This is a genomic window from Glycomyces sp. NPDC048151, from assembly GCF_043202775.1.
Lineage (GTDB): Bacteria > Actinomycetota > Actinomycetes > Mycobacteriales > Micromonosporaceae > Glycomyces.
Window position 1 is genome coordinate 152,848 of the sequence record NZ_JBIDBB010000003.1, and the last position, 21,712, is coordinate 174,559.

The following is a 21,712-nucleotide window of genomic DNA, read 5'->3' on the forward strand; positions in this document are numbered from 1 at the left end:
GACCCAATCGTAACCACGCATTCCGCCACGCGAATGTGAGCGTAGCCTTACCGCACTCGCGGTCACGGCCGCATCGGGCGGGCCGCGCTATAACTGGCCCATGCTTCCCTTTGCGATCTACGACGTGTTCTCCGACCGCGCTTACGCGGGCAACCAGCTCGCCGTCGTCTTCGACGGCCAGGACCTGACGACCGCGCAGATGCAGGCGATCGCGTTGGAGTTCAACTTCTCCGAGACGGTGTTCGTGCTCCCCGCCGCCGCGCCGGGCGCGGACTATCTCGCGCGGATCTTCACCCCTGCGGAGGAACTGCCGTTCGCCGGGCACCCGACGGTCGGCGCGGCGATCGCCGCCGTCGAGTCCGGCCGCGTCGCGCCGAGCGGGCCCGAGGTCGTGCAGGAATGCGGCGCGGGTCTCATGCGCGTCGCCGTCGCCGAAGGCACCGCGAAGCTCACGTCCACCGCGATCAGCGTCGGACCCGAGCTCGACCGGGCGACCGCGGCCGCCGCGATCGGCCTCGACCCCGCGCAGATCATCGGGACGCCGAAGAACGCCAGCGCGGGCCTGGACCACAACTTCGTGCGCCTCGCCGACGCGAACGTGGCCGCCGCGCGCGACGTCCCGGGCCACCTGGAGAAGGTCTACCTGTTCAGCTTCGACGAGGACACGCACGCGGTCCACGCCCGCCTGTTCCACCGCGGGGTCGGCGAGGACCCGGCGACCGGCTCGGCGGCGGTCGCGCTCGGCGTGCACCTGGTCGACCAGGGCCTCATCAGCGGCGACGGCGTCCACTCGTACGCGATCGCGCAGGGCGCCGAGATCGACCGCCCTTCGGCGCTGCACGGCGAGGTCGTGGTCGAAGGCGGCCGGGCCGTGTCGGTCTCGGTCGCCGGCGCGGCGGTGAAGGTCGCCGAAGGCACCCTCGTCACACTGCCCTAACCGGAGAACTCGCGGGCCGCGTAGCGTTCGGCCGCAAGGCCTTCGGGCCATGCGGCCGCGCGCAGCTCGGTCGTCCACAGATGCCTCGGCCAGCGGCCCTTGCGCAGCAGCGCGGCCACGAACCGTTCGGGTTCGGGCAGGCTCGCCCACACCGAGGGCAGGAACGTGGCGCGGCGGCCGGTGTCCTTGAGCGTCAGGCCGTCCTGGCCGGGGCGCAAGCGGTCGATGAGGGATGTGAAGGCCCGCACCCTGATCGGTTCCGGTGCGGTGAGGACGGTGACGGTGATCCGCAGTGCGTCGACCTCGGTCGCCTCGACCGGGGGCAGGCGCGGGTCGCGGGCGGCGAGGCGGGCGTTGCGGACGACGTCGACCCCCAAGGGCCGCAACGCGGTCAGCGTGCCGATGCAGCCGCGCAGGGCCCCGTCGCGGGTGAGGGTCACGAAGGTCGCCTCGCGTGCGCCGAGGGCGGCGGCGTGCCCGGCCGCTTCTGGAAGTGCGCTGACGAGTGCGGCCGCGCCGGGCGGCCGGGGCGCGAACGAGGTCGCGACCGCGCTGCGCGCCAGCGCGGTCAGCACCGGTCCGAGGCCGGACCCGTGGTGCGTGTCCATCCTCCGATGGTGCCACGTGTCAGGCCGCATGCCGGTCATCTGTTTGATAACGGTCGCGTGAGAGACTGCGGGGATGAGTGAACCGCGCACGAGCGCCGACGCCTTCGACTCGAATTTCGACGCCGACGTCTACGCCACTGTCGACCAGGGTCTCGCTGAAGTCATCGACCTGCCGCAGGGCGGCGGGTCGCAGGTGACGCAGTCCTCTCGCGGGCGGTTGCAGGAACTCGACTCGCTCGCAGGGAAGATCGCGCTGGTCACCGGCGCGGGCGCGCCCGACGGGATCGGGTTCGCGATCGCCACCCGGCTGCGCCTGGCGGGCGCGGCGGTCGCGATCGTCTCGACCACCAAGCGGATCCACGAGCGCGCCGAGGAGATCGGCGCGATCGGGTTCGTCGCCGACCTGGCCGACGAGGCCGAGGTGGGCGGGCTCGCCGACGCGGTCGGCGAGGCGCTCGGGGAGGTGGACATCCTCGTCAACAACGCGGGTCTGACGTCGAAGACCGACCCGGCCGTCGTCAAGCCCGTCGCCCAGCTGTCCTATCAGGACTGGCAGACGGAGCTGACCCGCAACCTCGACACGGCGTTCCTGGCCTCGCGGGCGTTCGTGCAGTCCATGGCCGAGCGCGGCTGGGGCCGCATCGTGAACATCGCCGCGACCACCGGCGTCGTGAACGCCGTCCCCGCCGAGGCCGCTTACGCCGCAGCGAAAGCCGGGGTCACCGGGCTCACGAAGGCGCTCGCGACCGAAGTGGTCGCCGACGGCGTCACGGTGAACGCGATCGCGCCGGGCCTCATCCGCACCGGCTCGTCCACGGTGCCCGAACTCCAGAAGGGCCTGGACGGCCCGATGGGCCGCCCGGGCAGCCCCGAAGAGGTCGCGGCCGCCGCCGTGTTCTTCTGCGCGCCTTCGGCTTCGTACATCACCGGGCAGACTCTCGTCGTCGACGGCGGCAAGTCCCTGCGGGCGTGACGCCGGGCAAGTCCGGACAAAGGTCCGCAACTTCCGCATCAGCCCGGTCGTTACCTTGGCATGACCATGACAGCGACGGACACCGGCGAGACCCTGGAGACGCGTATGGACGAGGCCTTCGGCGAGAGCGGGCGGGAAGCGCGGGGGCGCACCGTCACCGGTCTCGTGCTGCTCCTCGGCGGCCTGGTCGGGCTGGCCGCCGCGTTCGACCTCACCTATGAGCGCATCGCGTCGCTCATGGACCCCGAGCACGTCATCTCCTGCGACTTCAACCCGGTGCTGTCGTGCGGCACCGTCATGAACACGTGGCAGGCCTCGGTGTTCGGGTTCCCGAACCCGATGATCGGCCTCGTCGCGTTCCCGCTCGTGGTCTTCACGGGCGTCCTGTGGCTGTCGAAGGTGTCGCTGCCGCGCTGGGTCGCGCTGGCCTTCAACCTGGGGACGCTCGGTGGGCTCGCGTTCGTGTCGTGGCTGATCTACCAGTCGGTGTACAAGATCGGCGTGCTCTGCCCGTGGTGCATGGCGGTGTGGGCCGTCGTGCTCCCCATCTTCTGGTTCACCACGGTCCGCAACCTGAAGACCGGCGCGATCCCGGTGGGCGAGGACTGGCGCGACGCGGTCGACGACCTGCTCCGGTACCACTGGATCGGCCTGACGCTGCTGTACGCGGCGGTGCTCATGATCGTCGGCACCGGCTTCTGGGACTACTGGTCCACGCTCTTCTAGAAATAAGGCCCCGGGCTGGTGCCCGGGGCCTCCTCGCTATCCCAGCCGGAGCCCGGTGGGCTCCAGCCAGCCGCCTTCGGAGAGGTACTCGAGGACCTGCTCGACGCCTTCGCCGACGGTGATCTCGCTCGTGTCGATGGCCAGCTCCGGCGCGGGCGGCTCCTCGTACGGGTCGGAGATCCCGGTGAACTCGGGGATGACGCCTGCGCGCGCTTTCGCGTACAGCCCCTTGCGGTCCCGCGCCTCGCACACTTCGAGCGGGGTGGCGACGTGGACGAGCACGAAGTCGGCGCCCGCCGCCTCGGCCATGCGCCGGGCCTCGGCCCGGTCCGCCTCGTACGGCGCGATCGGGGCGGCCATGCCGATGCCGCCGTGCCGCGCGACCTCCGCGGCGACGAACCCGATCCGGCGGATGTTCACCGACCGGTCGGCGCGCGAGAACCCGAGCCCGCTCGACAGGAGCCTGCGCACCACGTCGCCGTCGAACAGCGACACCGTGCGGGTCCCGTCCTCCAGCAGCGCCTCGTAGACGCCGCGCGAGATCGTGGACTTGCCCGAGCCCGACAGACCCGTGAAGAACAGGACGAGGCCGCGCTGGCGCCGCGGCGGCCGGGCCTTGCGCAGCTCGGAGGCCACGCTCGGCGGCGTGTGCCATTCGGGGAGCCCGAAGCCGCGGTCGAGCATGTCGGCGATCTCGGCGTCGCTCAACGCGATGCGCCGGAACGGCGGCTCGATGTCCTCGATGGGCCGCCACTGGCCGTCGCGCGTGTCGTAGGCCAGCTCGCGGGGGACCATCGAGCGGACGCCGTCGCCGCCGCCGAGCCCGTCGCGGCCGGTCATGATGTGGGTCGCGCCGTACGCCGCCGCGACCTTCGCGGTCAGCAGCCCGTCGCGGAGCTTGTCGCCGCGCTTCGACAAAGGCACCGTGAGCACCGTCGCGGTCGGCAGCCGGTCCTTCGCGGCCAGCACCGAGCGCACCAGCGCCGCCGTCGGCAGCCGCAGCTCGCGGTCGCCGTTCGTCTCGTCCCCGGTGGGGATCATGACGAGGACGTGCGCGGCCAGGTTGTGCGCCGCCCGCGCGAGCTGCGCCAACTGCGGGCGGTGCAGCGGCCGGTCGGCGACGAGCGCCAGGACCCGCGGCTTCGTGTACGTCGTCTTCGCCTGCTCCGGGGTCGCGCGCAGGCCCGTGAACACGCCGTGCGCGGCGTCGGCGATGCGCCGCACCGGCCCGCCGACGCGGACCATGTCGGGCCCGAGCGCGTCCAGGCTGTGGCACTCGACGGCCGCGACCGGCGCCCCCTCAGGGTCCGTGATACGAAGCACACGCCGCTTCGGGTCGGGGTTGTCGAGCAGCCTCGCGGTCGCGATCGGCACGTCGAGCGTCACCGGGACCGGCCACGCCGTGCCGTCCGGCAGCACCCCGGTCCGCGTCACCGCCCGCGCCTCCGCCTCGCCCATGAACCCGCGCAGCGGCGCGTACGCGCCGTACAGCAGCAGTTCAAGGTCGGCGAGTTCGTGCGGCAGGGGGGTGTGGCTCGGCGCCTCGGCGAGGATCTCGTCGGGCAGTACCCAGTCAGACATCGGCGGTCGGGATCCCTTCGCAGTGCTTCGGGCAGGGGCGGCATCGGATTCGGTCGCACCAGCGTAAGCCACGGGTCCGTCACTCACCTCACCCGCGCCAGGCGCTTATGAACCGGATCGTCCCGCATGGCGGACTGAGAAAGTGGCGCGGCCATTACCGGTAAGTTACGCTGACATCGCTCTCACAGCAGTTCACCGCGGACAAGGACGTCGGCGCGAGCGGCCCCTCATCATGGGTTTGCCCAGACCACCAGTGGAGACCTCCATGGACTACTTCGACTCCTCCAGCGGAACCGACGACAAGCAGCTCCGCCGCGACATCCGCCGGCTCGGCAACCTCCTCGGCCAGGCGCTCGTCCGCCAGGAGGGCCCCCAGCTGCTCGAACTCGTCGAAGAGGTCCGCGGCCTGGTGCGCCACCAGCCCGAGGCCGTCGCCTCCCGCCTCGCGAAGCTCGACGTGAACGAAGAGGTCGACCTCGCCCGCGCGTTCGCCACCTACTTCCACCTCGCGAACATCACCGAGCAGGTCCACCGCGCCCGCGACATGCGCCGCTCCCGCGCCGAGCACGGCGGCTGGCTCGCCCAGGCCCGCGCCGAGATCACCGCCGAGGACGTCCCCGCCGCGCAGATCGCGGCCGCCGCCGAACGCCTCGAAGTGCGCCCCGTCTTCACCGCCCACCCCACCGAGGCCGCGCGCCGCTCCATCCTCGTCAAGCTCCGCGGCATCGCCGACCTCCTCGACGCCGAGACCGCCGAACGTGCCGTCCTCGGCTCCGCCGACGTCGACGCCGTCAACTCCCGCCTCGCCGAGATCATCGACCTGCTCTGGCAGACCGACGAGCTTCGCGTCGAGAAGCCCGAGCCGACCGACGAGGCCCGCAACGCCATCTACTACCTCACCGACCTCTACCGGGACGCGGCCGCGCGGGTCCTCACCGACCTCAACGCCACCCTCACCGACCTCGGCGGCTCCCCCCGCCCCGGCTCCGCGCCCCTGAAGTTCGGCACCTGGATCGGCGGCGACCGCGACGGCAACCCGTTCGTCACCCCCGAAGTCACCAAGCAGGTGCTGCTCATGCAGCACGAGCACGGCATCGCCGCCGCCGAAGGCGCCGTCGCCGCCCTCATCAACGAGCTCTCGGTCTCCCAGACCGTGCGCCCCGCCGCGCAGGAGCTCCTCGACTCCGTCGCCGCCGACTTCAAGGTCCTCGACATCCCCGAGCGGTACAAGCGGATCTACGCCGAAGAGCCCTACCGGCTCAAGGCCCGCGCCATCGAGGCGAAGCTCGCCAACACCCGCACCCGCCACGCCGAAGGCCTCCCGCATCGCGCCGGGTTCGACTACGCCGACGGCCGCGAACTCCTCGCCGACCTCCAGGTCATGCGCGACTCCCTCGCCCGCCAGCGCGGCCAGCTGCCCGCCAAGGGCGTCCTCGACCGCGTCATCCGCACCGTCGCCGCGTTCGGCCTCCAGCTCGCCACCATGGACGTGCGCGAGCACTCCGAGGCCCACCACGCCGTCCTCGCCGAGCTGTACGACGCCACCGGCGAACTCGACCGGCCCTACGCCGACCTCACCTCCGAAGCGCGCGACGCGCTCCTGGAGAAGGAGCTCTCCGGCCAGCGGCCCCTCGCGCCCGCCAACGTCGAACTCGCCGAACGCAACCGCAAGACCTTCGACGTCTTCCACGCCATCCGCGACGCCCAGGTCCAGTTCGGACAATCGATCGTGGAGTCGTACATCATCTCGATGACCCACGACCCCGCCGACGTCCTCGCCCCCGCCATCCTCGCCCGCGACGCCGGCCTCATCGACGTCGCCCGCGGCCGCGCCGACATCGGCTTCGTCCCCCTCATGGAAGAGGTCGAGGACCTCGCCGGGGCCGACACCCTCCTCGACCGCCTCCTCAGCCTCCCCGCCTACCGCGCGATCGTCGCCGCCCGCGGCGACGTCCAGGAGGTCATGCTCGGCTACTCCGACTCCAACAAGGACGCCGGCATCACCGCCAGCCAGTGGAACATCCAGTCCGCACAGCGGCAGCTGCGCGACGTCGCCCACAAGCACGGCGTCCGCCTGCGCCTCTTCCACGGCCGCGGCGGCACCATCGGCCGCGGCGGCGGCCCCACCCACGAGGCGATCCTCGCCCAGCCCTCCGGCACGCTCGACGGCGCCATCAAGATCACCGAGCAGGGCGAGGTCCTCTCGGACAAGTACACGCTGCCCGCGCTGGCCCGCGAGAACCTCGAGCTCACCGTGGCCGCGTCGCTGAAGGCGACCCTGCTGCACACCGAGCCGCGCCACCAGCCCGACGTGCTCGGCCGCTGGTTCGGCGTCATGGACCAGACCTCGGAGGCCTCCAAGGCCACGTACCGGGAGCTGACCGGCAGCCAGGGCCTCGCCGAGTACTTCTGGGCCGTGAGCCCCACGGAGCTGTTGGGCGCGTTGAACATCGGCTCGCGCCCGTCCAAGCGCCCGAACACCGACGCGGGGCTTGGGGGCCTCCGCGCCATCCCGTGGGTGTTCGGCTGGACGCAGTCGCGCCAGATCGTCCCGGGCTGGTACGGCGTGGGCTCGGGCCTCGCGGCCGCCCGCGAGGCAGGCCTGGGCGACGACATCGCCGAGATGTACGAGAAGTGGCACTTCTTCCGCAACTTCGTCTCCAATGTGGAGATGACCCTCGCGAAGACCGACCTGTCGATCGCGGGCCAGTACGTCTCCACGCTCGTTCCCGCTGCGCTGCAGCCGATCTTCGAGACGATCAAGGTCGAGCACGAACGCACCGTCGCCGAGGTCCTGGCCCTCACCGGCGGTGAGAAACTGCTCGACGCGAACCCGCAGCTGGCCCGGACCCTCGAGGTCCGCGACCGCTACCTCGCGCCGCTGCACCACCTGCAGATCTCGCTGCTCAAGCGCTACCGCTCCGAAGGCGGCGCGGACGGCGACGTCGACCCGCAGCTCAAGCGCGCCCTGCTGATCACCGTGAACGGCATCGCGGCGGGCCTGCGCAACACCGGCTGACCGAGCAACGTGAGAAGGGCCGCAGCGAAACCGCCGCGGCCCTTCGCGCTGTCTCGTTTCCGCAGCTCACAGGCTTTTGTCGGACCCGTGTGGGAGGGTGTCCTTTTCACTGGTAGTGGTGAAGGTGGGAACGGGTGGGTACCCGGGGCCGCCCGTATGCGCGGCCGTCAGCGCAGGTCCTCGGGCCTCCAGGGCACGTCCACCGGCCCGCGCTCGGCCGCGAACCGCGCGAACGCCCGAACCAGCTCAGTCTCCTTCGCGGCCTGCCAGACCAGCCCGATCTCGCAGACCGGGGCGTTCTCCAGCGGCCGGTAGGTCACCTCCGGGTACTGGTGGTACTTCGCGAGCTGCGAGATGAGCGCGCCGATCCCCTTGCCCGCGGAGCCGAGCGACATGCCCGCCTGGACCGTCTCGATCGGATAGGCGAGGTTGATCGGGCGTCCCGAAGGCGTCTTCTCAGGGGCGAACAGGTCGGACCACGCCTCGCCCCGCGGGGCGTTCACGACCGGGTAGTCGCCGAGGTCCTCCATGGACGACGTGGCCTTCTCGGCCAGCGGATGGTCGGCGGGCATGCCCATCACGATCGGGTCGCGCACCACGGTCGGGCCGACGACCAGGCCCGGCTGGTCGACCGGCAGGAGCGTCGCGAGCACGTCCACGCGTCCCTCCAGCAGCGGCCGGAGCGGTTTGCCGACCTCCACCTCCAGGACGACCTGAGCGGTCGCGCCGGGGTGCTGCGCCGCGAACGCGTCCGCCAGCGCCGTCATCTGCCTGCCCGTGAAGGGCCCGAAGAACCCGAGCCGCAGCTCACCGCCGATCCCGCGGCCCTCGGCGACCGCTCCGCGGATCGCGGCCTCGACGGCCTCGTGCGCGGGGGCGAGGTTGTCGCGGAAGCGCCGGCCCAGTTCGGTGAGGTGGGCGCCGCGCGTGGTCCGGTCGAACAGGGGCGCGCCGATCTGCCGTTCGATCTTCTGCACGACCTGCGTGACGCGGGCGGGGGACAGCCGCAGTTTCACGGCCGTGCGCCCGAAGTGCAGCTCCTCGCACAGCGTCAAGAAGACTTCGATCTCCTGTCGCTCCAACGCGGGCCTCCGTTCTTCAGTGTCACTGAAGAATAATTGAGCCCTGTTCAGTAATCGGGGGCGTGGTAGGTTCTGCGCTTGTCGCCACGTCGGATGAGGAGCACGGCCATGTCGAGAACCCTGCGGGTGAGCGTGCGCAACGCCAAGTTCCAGCAGTGGGAGACGTTGCTGCGCAACCGCACCAAGCGCCACCGGGCCGGGTCGTTCCTCGTGCAGGGCGTACGCCCGATCTCGCTCGCGGTCGAGCACGGCTGGTCGGTCGAGGCCCTGCTCTACGACGCGGATCGCAGGCAGCTCTCCGACTGGGCCCGTGGCCTTCTCGAACGCCCACACATCGAGCAGGCGGCCGTCTCGAGCGAGCTCATGGCGGAACTGGGGGAGAAGGACGAGCAGGCGCCCGAGCTCATCGCCCAGGTCAGGATCCCGCAGCGCAGACTCGCCGACCTCTCGATGCGCGACGACTGGCTCGGCATCGTGATCGACCGGCCGACCAGCCCGGGGAACGTCGGTTCGCTGATCCGGTCCGCCGACGCGTTCGGCGCCGACGCCGTGGTCATCACCGGCCGGAACGCGGCAGACCCCTACGACCCCAAGGCGGTCCGGGCCTCGACGGGCAGCCTGTTCGCGATGCCGGTGGTGAGCGCCGCCTCGGCGCACGAGGTCGTGGAGTGGGCCCGGAAGCAGCCGCACGCACCCGTGATCGTCGGGACCGACGAGCGCGGAGAGCAGATGCTCTCCGAGCACGACCTGCGCGGGCCCACGCTGCTGGTCATCGGCAACGAGACGACGGGCATGTCGAAGTCCTGGTTCGAACTCGCCGACGCGACGGCCCGGATCCCCATGTCCCCCAAGGCCGCCTCATCGCTGAACGCCGCGAACGCAGGCTCTGTCGCTCTCTACGAGGCCGCTCGCCAGCGCGCTTAGTCAGCTCTCCTCCACCATGCGCTTGATGTTGGTGAGGCTGCGCTGCATCGCGGTCGAGAGCTGCTCCTCCATCGAGGCGTCGACCGGGAAGTCCGCGCTGACCGTGAGCCTGGTGGTGTCCTGATCCAGAGCCTCGAAGACGGCGCGGCCGGGGATCCGCATCGCTCCGTCGCTGATCAAGACGCCGAACCGCCGGTCACGCTCGAACTCGACGACTTCCATGGTCCCTTCGACCGGAGTGCCGGACCGGCTGTTGCGCCGCTGGATGACGCTCCCGACGCCGAGCGGTTCGCTTGCGTCCGACCACAGCTCGATGTCCGGATCCCAACGCGGATGGTTCAGGACGTGGTTGTCCGCGTAGAACGTGAAGACCGCGCTGACCGGCCGTTCGATGACCTCGGAGACTTCGATGCTGACCGACATGGTTCCTCCGTCTGTTGCCGAAGCTGGGCGGTCCTGCTGAGGCGCTGGCCGCCCCTGGGGATTATGCGGGCAGTGGCGGCCGCGCGCCCTGTGAACGCGGGCATCGCACCTGGAGCGTGTTCGGTTTTCGCTGCGGCCGGTATCCGCTCGCGGTTCAGGCGGGCGGCGACGAAGAGGCGGGTTGGCGGTGGGGCTCTCCGGCGGCTTGCCGGTCGGTTTCGGGGCGGGGCGCGACACTCCCGACCGCGTGAGGCGGAGGCTTCGGTTTTCGTTGCAGCGCATGCGGAGTGGGTGGAAACGTGAGTGCTTATTACGCGTGTGGGTGATGACAGTCGGGGGCTGTATCGGGGATAATTGAGGTACGTACAGGGACAGGGAATTTGTACAGGTGACGGGGTAGGTGTAAGCAGACTAAGCCAAGCCTCTGGCCGATCCGACAAACCGACTTGTTCCGAGACACTCAGCCCCGCTTCGGGGTTCCAGATCTCACCTCTGTGCTATCGGACCGCAGCTGTCCGGCCCCCGATGGGCCGTGATTGGGTGGACGGTTTCCTGGAAGGGATCACCCCGCCAGTAGGCGTTGCCTCACTCGGAGGCACACGCGACAAAAGCAAGGCCGCAGCAGCCCCAGGGCAGTGCCGGCCGGGCATTCAGGACCCGGTCAACCCACTGCCGCCATGCACGGCACCACGCCATACCGACCAGCTGAGGACAACGGTGCCCGGCCCGTCGGGAACTCCAGCCCTCGCCGCACCGCAGATCGGTGCGCGCAGGAGGGCGCCAACCAATCCCGCACACCTCATGCTGTGGCGTGCGAGGGAGGCGATACCCGCCCGGTCTTCACCGAGCGGGATAGGAAACCGAGTCCCGGGCAAGCGAAACGGGAGGAGGGGAAGGAGAGGAGGTAGGTCCGGCCGCGAAGGAGCGGCCGCAACCTCGGCCGGGCTTCGGAGTCGACGCCCGTCGAGCAGGCCTCACTCTGACGGGGGATCACGCTCACCTTTGCAGGGGAGCCGCTGAGTTCCGTTGGCGGCCAACATGGATGGGTACCGCTGATCGGCGGGCACGCCAAATGCTACTTGGGAGGACTTATGACTGCGCTCATCGATCCTGCGACCGGCAATGGCTTGTCGGCGACTGGTTCGACGCATCGCCGGGCACCGGTGGTCGGTGCTGCGATGTGCGGTGGCGCGGTCGTCTTCGCTGCCACGGGTTTCCCCGGGGTCAGCGAGGCAGTGCCCTGGTTGGCCAACTGGGCGGGGCTGGCGGCGGTGGTGCTGGTGCTCGCCGGGTTCTGGGCGTTCAGGGTTCGCCGTCGGGCGGATCTGGGGCGGGCCGGGGCCTGGGGGGTCGGGCTGGTGTTGTTCGGGCTCTCGGCGACTGCGGTCGGGTTTCTGGCCAATGCGGTCGGGGCGCTGGTTCCGGCCGGGGCCGAAGGGGGCGTGGCGCTGGCGGGCGTGCCCGCCTGGATCCTCTCCCACCTGGTCTATGTAGGCGCGACGGTCCTCGGAGCGGCGTGCCTGCGGAGGCGGAGCGGCCCGCGTCCCACAGCGGCCCTCTTGCTTGCGAGCCTGCCGGTCCTGGTACTTGGTGTCGCTGCCGGTTTGACCTTGAACGAATCGGCGTCCGGGTATGTCACCTGGGCGGCGACCGAGGGGCAGGCCGGGGTGGCCTGGCTGCTGATCGGCCTCGGCCTCTGTCGCAGTCACTGAGGCGGCTGCGGCGGTCTTCGCAGCGAGGCTTTGCTTGAGCGCCCGGCGCTGAACGCTAGGCGGCCTTGGCCTTCGCGTCCTCGGCGAGCTTGCGTTCGTGCTGCTCGAGGGCCTTGGTCCACAGTGTCTGGATCTCGGGGTCTTCGAGGGTGAGGTTGAAGCGGCCTCGCAGCAGGGCGGCGAATGCGGCGGAGTCCTCGACCGTGCTCACCGACTTGCCGTCGGGGAGCTTCGGGTCGTACACGGTGAGCGTGCGGGCCCGCAGGACCCAGATGTCGGTCTCGCCGGGGTTCTGTACCGTCAGGGTCTTCACGAAGGGCGACTCGGGGGAGGTCGAGAGCTCGGTGCACTTCGCGTCGAACTCGGCGACCTCGCGCCGGTCCAGGGTGAAGTCGAAGGTCAGGTTCGTGACCCTCGGGTCGATCGAGCAGCGCCATTCGCCGTCGCCGATGCTCCAGATGCCGAAGTTGAACGGCCCCACCCGGTAGCTGCCGCTGCGGATCGGCAGCGGGTCGCGGAATCCGGTGCCGATCCCGGCGTCGGCGAGGTACTTGTCGCCGTTCGGGAAGCGCACCACCAGCGGCATGTGGTTCCACCAGTTGCCGTCGCCCTCGGTCTCGCGGGCGACGCCGCCGAGGACGCGGCGGACGTCGAAGCCCATGGCCTCCAAGGCGTGCGCGAGGATCCCGTTGTGCTCGTAGCAGTAGCCGCCGCGCCCGCCTTCGACGAGCTTCGCGAACAGGGCGTCCCTGTCGAGGCGGATCGGCCTGCCCAGTTGGATGTCGAGGTTCTCGTACGGCATCGCGTCGATGTGGGCGCGGTGGATCCGGCGCAGCGCGTGGAGCGTCGGGCGGCGCGGGGCCCTGATGCCGACGCGCTTGAGATAGGCCGCGAGCTGCGAGGAGTCGAACACCCCTCGACCATAGCGCGAGACGCCGCCGCAGGTAGGCGTCGTGATCGTACCGATACGGGAATGATGTTGCGGGGCTGGAGGTTTGTGACGCCTGGAACCGTGGTTGTCGTGCGCGTGTGGGATAGTCTCCTCAGCTTGCAGTCCCTGCTCCCAAAACTGCCCTTGAAGGAGTCCCCACTATGGTCATGGGCCCGACCCACGCCATGTCCGGCGCCGCCCTGTGGCTCGCGGGCTCGGCGGTCGCCGACCTCGCGTTCGGCATCGACCAGTCCTCCGCCGAACTCGTCGTCGGCACGATCGTCGCCTCCGGCGCCGCCCTCTACCCCGACATCGACTGCGCCGGCAAGGTGACCGAGAACAAGGGCGGCTCCACTGTGGCCCGTTCGTTCGGCGTCGCGTCGCTGTTCGTCGCCGAGATCGTCGAACGCCTCTGCTACTGGTTCTACCTCCTCACCAAATCGAAGAAGGACAAGAAGCGGAAGAACGGCCACCGCACCTTCACCCACACCGCCGTCCACGCCGCCCTCGTGGGCACCGGCACCGGGTTCCTCGCCTACCAGTTCGGGAAACCGGCGGTGATCGCGATCCTGTTCGTGCTCACCGGTCTCGCCGTGCGCGGCCTGCTCGCCGAGACCGTGGAGAAGAAGGGCTGGCTCGTCACCACCGGCGTCGCCCTCGTCGCCTCCTACGGCATGTACCGGTTCCTGCCCGAGGGCCGCGACTACTGGGTGCTCGGCCTCGCGATGGGCATCGGCTGCTTCATCCACATCCTCGGCGACATGATCACCAAGATGGGCTCGCCCCTGTTCTTCCCGATCCCGATCCAGGGCCGCCGCTGGCGCGACATCGGCCTGCCGAACAGCGTCGCCCTCCGCGCGGGCGGCAAGGAGGAGAACCGCATCCTCCTGCCCGTCCTCACCGTGCTCGTCGTCATCGGCATGTTCTACAACGTGCCCGAGGTGCAGCAGCTGATCTTCGACCAGAGCACCGGCCAGGGCGCGAACGAATAATCTCGGGCGGCCCGCGGGCCCGCGCGAGGTAGACTCGACCGGTTGCCGGAATCAGGCCCCAGCGGGGCCTGGATTCCGGCCAATCGTCGTGCCCCGAGCACAGTGAAACCCGGAACCTCGCAGGAGTCCGCATGGCCGCAGAACGATCCGCTCCGAAACTCGCGAGCCTGCTCACGGCCGCATCCAAAGCGCCGAAGCTCGCCCGCATCGCCGAGCTCGCGTCCTCCTCCGACCGCCCGGTCGACGTCGTCGCCGTGCCCGGCGCGCGCCCCCTCGCGCTCGCCCAGGCCGCCGCGAACGCGAGCGGCCCCGTGCTCGCGATCACCGCGACCTCCCGCGAGGCCGAGGAGCTGGCCGAATCCCTCGCCTCCTACATCAGCGAAGAGGACATCGCGCTCTACCCCGCGTGGGAGACGCTGCCCCACGAGCGCCTCTCCCCGCGCTCCGACACCGTCGGCGCCCGCCTCGAACTCCTCCACCGCATCCACGCCGGGGACGTGCCGCGCGTCATCGTCACCCCCGTCCGCGGCGCCCTCCAACCCCAGCTCAAGGGCCTGGGCGAACGCGAGCCCGTGCAGCTGCGGCGCGGCGACGAGACCGACCTGTTCGACCTCGCCGCGCACCTCGTCGACCTCGCGTACGAACGCGTCGACCTCGTCGAGAAGCGCGGCGAGTTCGCCTTGCGCGGCGGCATCCTCGACGTGTTCCCGCCCACCGCCCAGCACCCGCTGCGCCTGGAGTTCTTCGGCGACGAGGTCGACTCCATCCGCGAGTTCTCCGTCGCCGACCAGCGCTCCCTCGACGAGGCCCCCGAACTGCGCGCCGTCGCCTGCCGCGAACTGCTCCTCACCGACGACGTGCGCGAGAAGGCCGCCGCCCTCGGCGACGCCTACCCCGGGCTCGCCGAGATGTGCGCCAAACTCGCCCAGGGCATCCCGGTCGAAGGCATGGAGTCCCTGCTGCCCGCGCTCGCCGGACCCGAAGAGCTGCAACTGTTCCAGGAAGTCCTGCCCCGGGACGCGCTCGTCGTCGCGATCGAGCCCGAGCGGATCCGCACGCGCGCGCTCGACCTCGTGGCGACCTCGAACGAGTTCCTCGAGGCGTCCTGGGCGGCAGCGGCGGCCGGGGCCGAAGCGCCCGTCGACCTCGGCGCGGGCACGTTCCACGACCTCGCCGAGGCGCGCACGGCCGCGCTGGCGAAGGGGCAGCGCTGGTGGACGATCTCGCCGTTCGCCGTCGCCCCGGAAGAGGACGCGATGGCCGCCGAGCTGGCGGCGATCACCGGCGAACCGCTCCACTATGGAGAGGTCTCGCCCGACGACGCCGTCACGGTGGACCTCGGCATCACCGAGACCCCGCGCTACCACGGCAACACGCCGCAGCTCGTGGCCGACATGCAGGCCTGGACCCGCGAGGGCCGCGCCGTGGCCGTCGTCTACCCGGCCCTCGGCGGGGCCGAGCGGGCCGCCGAGCAGCTGAAGGCCGAAGGGATCGGCGCGCACCTGGAGGCCGCGCCGGAGGTGTTCCGGGCGGGCGAGGTCGTGGCGTGCACCGGGACGCTCGCGCTCGGGTTCGTCGACGCCGCTTCGGGTCTGGTGGTCGTCACGGCCGCCGACATCGCGGGCGGCAAGGCGCTCGCGGCCCAGAAGCCGCGGAAGGGCAAGGCCGCCAAGCGGCGCGGCGTCGTCAACCCCCTCGAACTGTCCCCAGGGGACTTCGTGGTGCACGACGCGCACGGCGTCGGCAAGTACGTGGAGCTGGTGCGCCGCGCGATCGGCGGGGCCGAGCGCGAGTACCTGGTGATCGAGTACGCGGCGTCGAAGAAGGGCCAGCCGGGCGACCGACTGTTCGTGCCGACCGACTCGCTCGACCAGCTCACCCGCTATGTGGGCGGCGAGCAGCCGACGGTGCACAAGCTCGGCGGCGCGGACTGGCAGAAGACGAAGAAGCGCGCCCGCAAGGCGGTGCGCGAGATCGCGGCCGAGCTGATCCAGCTCTATGCGGCCCGCCAAGCGGCGCAAGGATACGCGTTCAGCCCGGACACGCCGTGGCAGCGTGAGCTGGAGGACGCGTTCCCGTACATCGAGACCCCCGACCAGATGTCGGCGATCATGGACACCAAGGCGGACATGGAGGCGCGCGTCCCGATGGACCGCCTCGTCATGGGCGACGTCGGCTACGGCAAGACCGAGGTCGCGGTGCGGGCCGCGTTCAAAGCCGTGCAGGACGGCAAGCAGGTCGCGGTCCTCGTGCCGACGACACTGCTGGCGAGCCAGCACTACAGCACGTTCGTCGAGCGCATGGGCCAGTTCCCCGTGAAGGTCAAGCAGCTGTCGCGGTTCCAGTCCGCGCGCGAGGCCGCCGACATCCAGAAGGGCATCGCGGCGGGGGAGATCGACATCCTCGTCGGCACGCACCGGCTCCTCCAGGCCGAGACGCGCTTCAAGGACCTCGGTCTCATCATCGTGGACGAAGAGCAGCGGTTCGGCGTGGAGCACAAGGAGAAGCTGAAGGCCCTGCGCACCGCCGTCGACGTGCTCACCATGTCGGCGACGCCGATCCCGCGCACCCTGGAGATGGCGGTGACGGGCATCCGCGAGATGTCGCAGATCCAGACCCCGCCCGAGGAGCGCCACCCGGTCCTGACCTATGTGGGCGCCTGGGAGGGCAAGCAGGTCGCGGCGGCGCTGCGCCGCGAGCTGCTGCGCGACGGGCAGGCGTTCTACCTGCACAACCGGGTCGAGTCGATCGACCGGGCGGCCGCGCGCCTGCGCGAACTCGTCCCCGAGGCGAGAGTCGTCGTGGCGCACGGGAAGATGAGCGAGACCGAGCTCGAGAAGATCATGCAGGGCTTCTGGGAGGGCGAGTACGACGTGCTCGTCTCGACCACGATCATCGAGTCCGGGATCGACATCCCGAACGCGAACACCCTCATCGTCGAACGCGCCGACCTGCTCGGCCTCTCGCAGCTGCACCAGATCCGCGGCCGCGTCGGCCGCAGCCGCGAGCGCGCGTACGCGTACTTCCTGTACCCGCCGGAGCAGCCTTTGTCGGAGACCGCGCACGAGCGGCTGGCGACGATCGCGCAGCACTCCGAGCTGGGCGCGGGCATGTACGTGGCGATGAAGGACCTCGAGATCCGCGGCGCGGGCAACCTGCTGGGGGCCGAGCAGTCCGGGCACATCGCCGACGTCGGCTTCGACCTGTACCTCAGGATGGTCGGCGAGGCGGTGGCGTCGTTCAAGGGCGGGGCCGAGGAGCCGCCCGCGCCGGTCAAGGTCGAGCTGCCGCTGGACGCGAACATCCCGTTCGACTACGTCGAGGTCGAGCGGCTGCGCCTGGAGATGTACCGCAAGATCTCCGAGGTCCACAGCGAAGCCGAGCTCGACGGCGTGCGCGAGGAGATGGAGGACCGGTACGGTCCCGCGCCCGACCAGGTGCAGACGCTGTTCCACCTGGCGCGCTTCCGGCTCCTCGCCCGCAACCACGGCCTCACCGACATCGCGTTGCAGGGCAAGAACCTCCGGTTCTCTACTGTGGAGCTGCCGGACTCGAAGCAGCTGCGCCTGGGCCGCCACTACCCGGACGCGCACTACAAGGCCCCGGCAGGCCTCATCAGCGTCCCGCGCCCGACGACCTCGAAGATCGGCGGCAAGCCCATCGAGGGACTCGCGCTCCTGCAGTGGTGCGCCGACCTCATCCGGGACGTCGTCCCCGAGGCCGCCTGACGGTAGTCTCGGCGGCGCCCCTCTGGAAGCGAGGTCACCTCATGGCGAGAACGCCTCCCGAGCACGCCGTGGTCCGCGAGACCGTCGCGCCCGTGAACTGGGTCTGGGCCGCGATCGGCCTCGCGACCCTCGCGGCGGTCCCGTTCGTCGTGGCCGCCGCCGGAAACGAGGAGATCACCGTCCGCAACCTCCGGTCCTGGGGCCCGGAGACCGAGACCTACGCGTGGGCGCCGCCGCTGTACATCGCGGCCGCGATCCTCGGCTACGCCGCCTTGCGCATCATCTTCATGCGCGAAGCGGTCGTGCGCACCGACGCGAGAGGGATCCGCCTGCGCGCCAAGGGAAGCCCCCGCGCCGACTGGGCCGACGTCGACCGCGTCGTGTTCTGGGACCGCCGTATCGGCCGCCGCAGACGCACTCACGTCGGCATCGTCCGCCGCTCCGAGCGCGGCGAGAACTTCGCCCGCGCCGCCGCGACCAGGACCTGGACGGCCGCCGACATCCGCCCGAACGGCGTGCCCGACTGGCTTCCCGGCGGCATCCAGAAGCACAGCGCGGCACTCGACTTCCGCCGCGCCCCGCAGGTCGCCGAGGCCGTCGCCCGCTTCGCCCCGCACGTGCGGGTCACCGACGAGCGCGAACCCGGCCGCGCCGCGACGGTCCCTAAGCCTGCTCGAAGTAGAACGATTTGATGAAGCAGTCGCGCGGCTGCCCGATCGCGAACCGGACGCACTCGGCGACCGACCGCGCCGACAGCGCGTCCCCGCTGCCGCGCTCGGCCTCCCACTCGGGGCCGAGCGGGTCCAGGTTGTCGAAGTCCGGCGGATAGAGCGAGATCACCCGGACCCCCTTGGGCCGCAGACGCTTCGACAGCACCTCGGTGAACCCGGCCTGCGCGGACTTCGCCGCGTAGAACGCCTCGTGCGCCTCGGACCGGTGGTTGCCGTACTCGCCGCAGCCCGACACCAGCGTCACGATGTCCGGGCTGTCGCTGCGCAACAGCAGCGGCAGGAACGCCTTCGTCGCGAGCACGGTCCCGGTCGCGCCCGCGCTGATCGTCGCCGCCACCTGCGCGTCGTCCGCCTCCAGGAACCCGCCCGCGTCCAGATACGGCGCGCCGTTGTTCACGAGCACGTCGACCCGGTCGGCGATACCGCCCACGGCCTCCCCGAACTCCCGCACCGACACAGGATCGGCCAGGTCGCACTCGAACGCGTGCGCCCGCCCGCCGACGTGCCGCACCTCCTCGGCGACCGACTCGGCCGCCTGGAAGTCGCGGGCCGACAGGAACAGCTCTGCGCCGTCCCTCCCCAGCGAGAGCGCCAGACTCCGCCCGAAACCGCGCCCGGCCCCGGTCACGACCACCCGATACCCCTGGAACCGCATACCGGCCTCCCCACGCTCGAAAACCCCAGCTTCTCACCGAGACCCGCGCCGGGGAACGCCCAGACCGTCCTAGGACCCGAACCGCTTCGCGGACCTCGCCCGCGCCTTCTCCGCCTCGACCTCCCGGTCCTTCGGCGGCGCGGCCGTGACCAGGCTGTCCAGCAGCTCCCGGGTGGCGGCAGCGACCGCCGCGACGGCCACGTCGAACGCCTCCTGGTTCGCCTGCGACGGATGCGTCGAGCCGCTGAGCTTGCGCACGTACTGCAGCGCGGCAGCCGCGACCTCCTCGTCGGTGGCGGGCGGATCGAGGTTGAACAGGGTCTTCACACTGCGACACATGCCTCCAGCGTCGCACAAGCCTGCGACACCCGCGAACGACGGGAGAAAGGGGCGGGGCCGCATGGCCCCGCCCCTTAGCACTACCTGCGACTACACCGGCTGCGGCAGGTTCGCATCGCAGTGCCGGACCTTCCGGACCAGCTCGGCGATGCCCCAGTACTTGTTGGTGCTCCACGACTGGCCCGTCGGGTCGTACCAGGTGTGCACGGCCGTTCGAGCCCCCTCAGCGGCGTCGTTGACCTGCAGTTCCAGACCGTGCTCCGCGCCGACCACGCCGTCGCCCTCGCCCAGGGCGATCGCGATCTCGACCGTGTAACCGGTGCTCGTCACCTTGACGGCGCTCGTGATCGCACCCGACTCGGGCCCGTTGCCGCCCAAGGAGACGACGTTCGCGAAGTTGACGCGGTACTGGCCGTCCGCGTCGCCGTAACCGCCCGACTTGGTGTTGCCCGGGTTGAGGAACACTTCGACGGAGTCCTGCTCCCACGCGTTCGCGCTGGTCGCGTCCAGCTGGGCGTCGGTCACCTCGAACAGGGCGTAGATCGCCGCGTCGTCCCACATGAGCGAGACGTCGGCCTTCGCGCCCTCGGCACTGCCCTCGACCCGGACCTCCGTCGCCACGGTCGACGCCTTCTTCCAGGCCTTGTCCTTGCGGCCGTCGATCACGGGCGCGTCCTTGGCCAGCGGCACCTGCACGCGCGCGTACTCCGGGTCCGGCTCCTCGGGGATCTCCGGGAGCTTCGCCGGGTCGGCGATGCCCCAGTACGCCCACTTGGCCTGCAGCTGGTCGGTGAACACCAGCGGCGCTTCAAGCGGACGCTCCTCCGTGCGGATCCAGCTGCGGCCGTCGTGCAGGCCCCACACCGTCACCGACTCCAGGTCCTTCGTGCGCAGCATCGCGAACAGGTCGCGGAAGAAGTGGCCCTGCTGAATGAGCCGCGCCTCCAGCTCCGGGAACTCCACGCCCGCTGCGGGCGCGCCGATCGCGATGTCGAGCTCCGTGACCGCCTGCAGGACACCGAGACCGGCGAACTTGTCGATGCTCGCCTCGATGTTGCTCAGCGACGTGTTCAGGCTGATGTGGGTCTGGTGGCCCACGCCGTCCACCGGGACGCCGTCCGCGAGCATGGCGGAGACGAGGTTGTAGAGGTTGTCGCGCTTAGCCGGATTGTCGGTGCCGTAGTCGTTGATGAACAGCTTGACCTCGGTCGCGCCGACCGCGTCGAGCTGCTCGCGGGCGATCCGGAACGCGTGCGAGATGTACTCGGGGCCCTCGAAGATCTGGAACCAGCGGCTGTTGCGGTAGACCTCGGCCGCGTTGTCGCTGATGACCTCGTTGACCACGTCCCACGCCTGGATGCGGTCGCCGTAGTGCGCGGCGATCGCCCCGATGTGCGCCTCGAGCCGGTCGAGCATGATCTGCTGGTCCTCAGCCGAACTGCCAAGGGGCTGACCGGCGTTCGCGTGCCCGGCCGGGTAGGTGAACCACCAGTCGGGGACCTGGCTGTGCCACAGGAACGTGTGCCCGTAGATCTCCTGGCCGTTCGCCTCGGCGTGCTCGACCAGCTGGTCGGCCGCCGTGAAGTTGAACTGGCCCTCGACCGGCTGGATCGCGTCCGGCTTCATGTGGTTCTCGGCCGTGATCTGGTTGAAGTGCTTGTTCAGCAGATCGCCCGTGGGGGCCGCGAGGTCGCGCGGGTCGACCGCCGCGCCGAAGCGGAAGTCCGCGGCGAGCACGTCCTTGAGCGAGGGGATCGACGGGTCGACGCCCGGCGGTGTGACCTCGGTGATCGCGACGTTGTCGATCGAGTACGACGCGTCCGGCGTCGGCGACTCGACGTACAGCGTCAGCGCGTCCGCGGCCGAACCGATCGAGTACTCGCCGGTCAGCTCGGTCCACTCGGTCCCGACGGCGGCCTGGTACACGACGCTGTCGTACGACGTGGTCCCGGCGGCCTCGCGCTGCACGGTGGTCGAGACGACCTCCCCGGCGCTGGCCGCGTCGAAGCGGACGTCGAGCGAGATCTCGTACACGCCACCGGGAACGATGAGCCCGGTGAGGTCGAGGGACGGGCCGTTCCAGTCGGCGGTGCGGCCCGTGGTGAGCAGCGCGCCGTCCGCGACGCTGAGGGTGACGGGACCGCGCGGGGCCCAGTCGCCGACCGTGCCGTCGGCGAAGTCGGCGGCGTAGACGACCGCGGGTTCCTGGGCGACGGCGGGGCCGCCGAAGGCGAGCGCGGCGGGGAGGACCAGCGCTCCGGTTCCGGCGGCGATGGCGCGCAGGCGCTTTCGCCGCGATGGGGGGTGGTGTTCCATGGCTGTGCGGCTCCATTGCGGAGGAGGGAAGGGAG

17 protein-coding genes are annotated in these 21,712 nt (G+C 70.7%); 9 read left to right on the plus strand and 8 right to left on the minus strand.

Annotation, left to right across the window (positions count from 1 at the left end):
• Positions 1–100: 100 nt before the first annotated feature.
• The gene (locus ACGGCP_RS07335; protein ID WP_392962423.1) at positions 101–937 is read left to right on the plus strand and encodes a PhzF family phenazine biosynthesis protein; all 837 of its coding nucleotides are present in this window, start codon (positions 101–103) and stop codon (positions 935–937) included.
• Here the strand turns inward: ACGGCP_RS07335 and amrA are convergent.
• Positions 934–1,545, minus strand: coding sequence for an AmmeMemoRadiSam system protein A (amrA, locus tag ACGGCP_RS07340; protein WP_392962426.1), 612 nt, complete (start codon positions 1,543–1,545; stop codon positions 934–936). The genes ACGGCP_RS07335 and amrA overlap by 4 nt on opposite strands.
• Positions 1,546–1,618: 73 nt before the next feature.
• Between amrA and ACGGCP_RS07345 the strand changes: the two genes are divergently transcribed.
• Both ACGGCP_RS07345 and ACGGCP_RS07350 read left to right on the plus strand, forming a co-directional pair.
• A complete protein-coding gene (locus ACGGCP_RS07345; protein ID WP_392962428.1) occupies positions 1,619–2,518 on the plus strand; it encodes an SDR family NAD(P)-dependent oxidoreductase in 900 nt (299 codons plus the stop codon).
• A 66-nt stretch (positions 2,519–2,584) separates the two neighbouring features.
• Positions 2,585–3,244: a vitamin K epoxide reductase family protein gene (locus tag ACGGCP_RS07350; RefSeq protein WP_392962431.1), complete on the plus strand. Its 660-nt coding sequence runs from the start codon at positions 2,585–2,587 to the stop codon at positions 3,242–3,244.
• A 36-nt stretch (positions 3,245–3,280) separates the two neighbouring features.
• Here ACGGCP_RS07350 and cysC read toward each other — a convergent pair whose 3' ends face one another.
• On the minus strand, positions 3,281–4,825 hold the full coding sequence (gene cysC, locus ACGGCP_RS07355; RefSeq protein WP_392962433.1) for an adenylyl-sulfate kinase: 1,545 nt from the start codon (positions 4,823–4,825) through the stop codon (positions 3,281–3,283).
• A gap of 265 nt (positions 4,826–5,090) precedes the next feature.
• Between cysC and ppc the strand changes: the two genes are divergently transcribed.
• Positions 5,091–7,844, plus strand: coding sequence for a phosphoenolpyruvate carboxylase (ppc, locus tag ACGGCP_RS07360; protein WP_392962435.1), 2,754 nt, complete (start codon positions 5,091–5,093; stop codon positions 7,842–7,844).
• A 167-nt stretch (positions 7,845–8,011) separates the two neighbouring features.
• Here the strand turns inward: ppc and ACGGCP_RS07365 are convergent, their stop codons facing one another.
• Positions 8,012–8,926, minus strand: coding sequence for a LysR family transcriptional regulator (locus tag ACGGCP_RS07365; RefSeq protein WP_392962437.1), 915 nt, complete (start codon positions 8,924–8,926; stop codon positions 8,012–8,014).
• Positions 8,927–9,034: 108 nt separating this feature from the next.
• Between ACGGCP_RS07365 and ACGGCP_RS07370 the strand changes: the two genes are divergently transcribed.
• Entirely contained in the window at positions 9,035–9,850 is an 816-nt protein-coding gene (locus ACGGCP_RS07370; RefSeq protein WP_392962439.1) for a TrmH family RNA methyltransferase, read from the plus strand.
• Here the strand turns inward: ACGGCP_RS07370 and ACGGCP_RS07375 are convergent, their stop codons facing one another.
• Positions 9,851–10,273 (minus strand): SRPBCC family protein, encoded by a 423-nt coding sequence (locus tag ACGGCP_RS07375; protein ID WP_392962441.1) that lies wholly within the window; start codon positions 10,271–10,273, stop codon positions 9,851–9,853.
• A gap of 1,091 nt (positions 10,274–11,364) precedes the next feature.
• Here ACGGCP_RS07375 and ACGGCP_RS07380 point away from each other — a divergent pair.
• Positions 11,365–11,985 carry a hypothetical protein gene (locus ACGGCP_RS07380; protein WP_392962444.1) on the plus strand — a complete coding sequence of 207 codons (621 nt, stop codon included), beginning with the start codon at positions 11,365–11,367 and terminating at the stop codon, positions 11,983–11,985.
• A 55-nt stretch (positions 11,986–12,040) separates the two neighbouring features.
• Here ACGGCP_RS07380 and ACGGCP_RS07385 read toward each other — a convergent pair whose 3' ends face one another.
• On the minus strand, positions 12,041–12,898 hold the full coding sequence (locus ACGGCP_RS07385; RefSeq protein WP_392962447.1) for an arylamine N-acetyltransferase: 858 nt from the start codon (positions 12,896–12,898) through the stop codon (positions 12,041–12,043).
• Positions 12,899–13,077: 179 nt separating this feature from the next.
• On the opposite strand from ACGGCP_RS07385, the gene ACGGCP_RS07390 reads away from it, so the two are divergent.
• The 3 genes from ACGGCP_RS07390 (at position 13,078) to ACGGCP_RS07400 (ending at position 18,328) form a co-directional block, all read left to right on the plus strand.
• Positions 13,078–13,908: a metal-dependent hydrolase gene (locus tag ACGGCP_RS07390; protein ID WP_392962449.1), complete on the plus strand. Its 831-nt coding sequence runs from the start codon at positions 13,078–13,080 to the stop codon at positions 13,906–13,908.
• Positions 13,909–14,039: 131 nt separating this feature from the next.
• On the plus strand, positions 14,040–17,636 hold the full coding sequence (mfd, locus tag ACGGCP_RS07395) for a transcription-repair coupling factor (RefSeq protein WP_392962451.1): 3,597 nt from the start codon (positions 14,040–14,042) through the stop codon (positions 17,634–17,636).
• A 41-nt stretch (positions 17,637–17,677) separates the two neighbouring features.
• Positions 17,678–18,328 carry a hypothetical protein gene (locus ACGGCP_RS07400; protein WP_392962453.1) on the plus strand — a complete coding sequence of 217 codons (651 nt, stop codon included), beginning with the start codon at positions 17,678–17,680 and terminating at the stop codon, positions 18,326–18,328.
• Here the strand turns inward: ACGGCP_RS07400 and ACGGCP_RS07405 are convergent.
• The 3 genes from ACGGCP_RS07405 to ACGGCP_RS07415 form a co-directional block, all read right to left on the minus strand.
• A complete protein-coding gene (locus ACGGCP_RS07405; protein WP_392962456.1) occupies positions 18,300–19,022 on the minus strand; it encodes an SDR family oxidoreductase in 723 nt (240 codons plus the stop codon). The two genes, ACGGCP_RS07400 and ACGGCP_RS07405, sit on opposite strands and share 29 nt — an antisense overlap.
• A 69-nt stretch (positions 19,023–19,091) precedes the next feature.
• A complete protein-coding gene (locus tag ACGGCP_RS07410) occupies positions 19,092–19,361 on the minus strand; it encodes a DUF2277 domain-containing protein (RefSeq protein ID WP_392962457.1) in 270 nt (89 codons plus the stop codon).
• A gap of 90 nt (positions 19,362–19,451) precedes the next feature.
• A complete protein-coding gene (locus tag ACGGCP_RS07415) occupies positions 19,452–21,677 on the minus strand; it encodes an endo-1,4-beta-xylanase (protein ID WP_392962460.1) in 2,226 nt (741 codons plus the stop codon).
• Positions 21,678–21,712 lie beyond the last annotated feature (35 nt).

Excerpts from the sequence above, each read along its gene's own strand:
- ppc (WP_392962435.1), top strand. The coding sequence starts at position 5,091 with ATGGACTACTTCGACTCCTCCAGCGGAACCGACGACAAGCAGCTCCGC.
- ACGGCP_RS07400 (WP_392962453.1), top strand. The coding sequence starts at position 17,678 with ATGGCGAGAACGCCTCCCGAGCACGCCGTGGTCCGCGAGACCGTCGCG.
- mfd (WP_392962451.1), top strand. The coding sequence starts at position 14,040 with ATGGCCGCAGAACGATCCGCTCCGAAACTCGCGAGCCTGCTCACGGCC.
- ACGGCP_RS07350 (WP_392962431.1), top strand. The coding sequence starts at position 2,585 with ATGACAGCGACGGACACCGGCGAGACCCTGGAGACGCGTATGGACGAG.
- ACGGCP_RS07370 (WP_392962439.1), top strand. The coding sequence starts at position 9,035 with ATGTCGAGAACCCTGCGGGTGAGCGTGCGCAACGCCAAGTTCCAGCAG.
- ACGGCP_RS07390 (WP_392962449.1), top strand. The coding sequence starts at position 13,078 with ATGGTCATGGGCCCGACCCACGCCATGTCCGGCGCCGCCCTGTGGCTC.
- amrA (WP_392962426.1), bottom strand. The coding sequence starts at position 1,545 with ATGGACACGCACCACGGGTCCGGCCTCGGACCGGTGCTGACCGCGCTG.
- cysC (WP_392962433.1), bottom strand. The coding sequence starts at position 4,825 with ATGTCTGACTGGGTACTGCCCGACGAGATCCTCGCCGAGGCGCCGAGC.
- ACGGCP_RS07415 (WP_392962460.1), bottom strand. The coding sequence starts at position 21,677 with ATGGAACACCACCCCCCATCGCGGCGAAAGCGCCTGCGCGCCATCGCC.
- ACGGCP_RS07410 (WP_392962457.1), bottom strand. The coding sequence starts at position 19,361 with ATGTGTCGCAGTGTGAAGACCCTGTTCAACCTCGATCCGCCCGCCACC.
- ACGGCP_RS07335 (WP_392962423.1), top strand. The coding sequence starts at position 101 with ATGCTTCCCTTTGCGATCTACGACGTGTTCTCCGACCGCGCTTACGCG.
- ACGGCP_RS07380 (WP_392962444.1), top strand. The coding sequence starts at position 11,365 with ATGACTGCGCTCATCGATCCTGCGACCGGCAATGGCTTGTCGGCGACT.
- ACGGCP_RS07345 (WP_392962428.1), top strand. The coding sequence starts at position 1,619 with ATGAGTGAACCGCGCACGAGCGCCGACGCCTTCGACTCGAATTTCGAC.
- ACGGCP_RS07405 (WP_392962456.1), bottom strand. The coding sequence starts at position 19,022 with ATGCGGTTCCAGGGGTATCGGGTGGTCGTGACCGGGGCCGGGCGCGGT.
- ACGGCP_RS07375 (WP_392962441.1), bottom strand. The coding sequence starts at position 10,273 with ATGTCGGTCAGCATCGAAGTCTCCGAGGTCATCGAACGGCCGGTCAGC.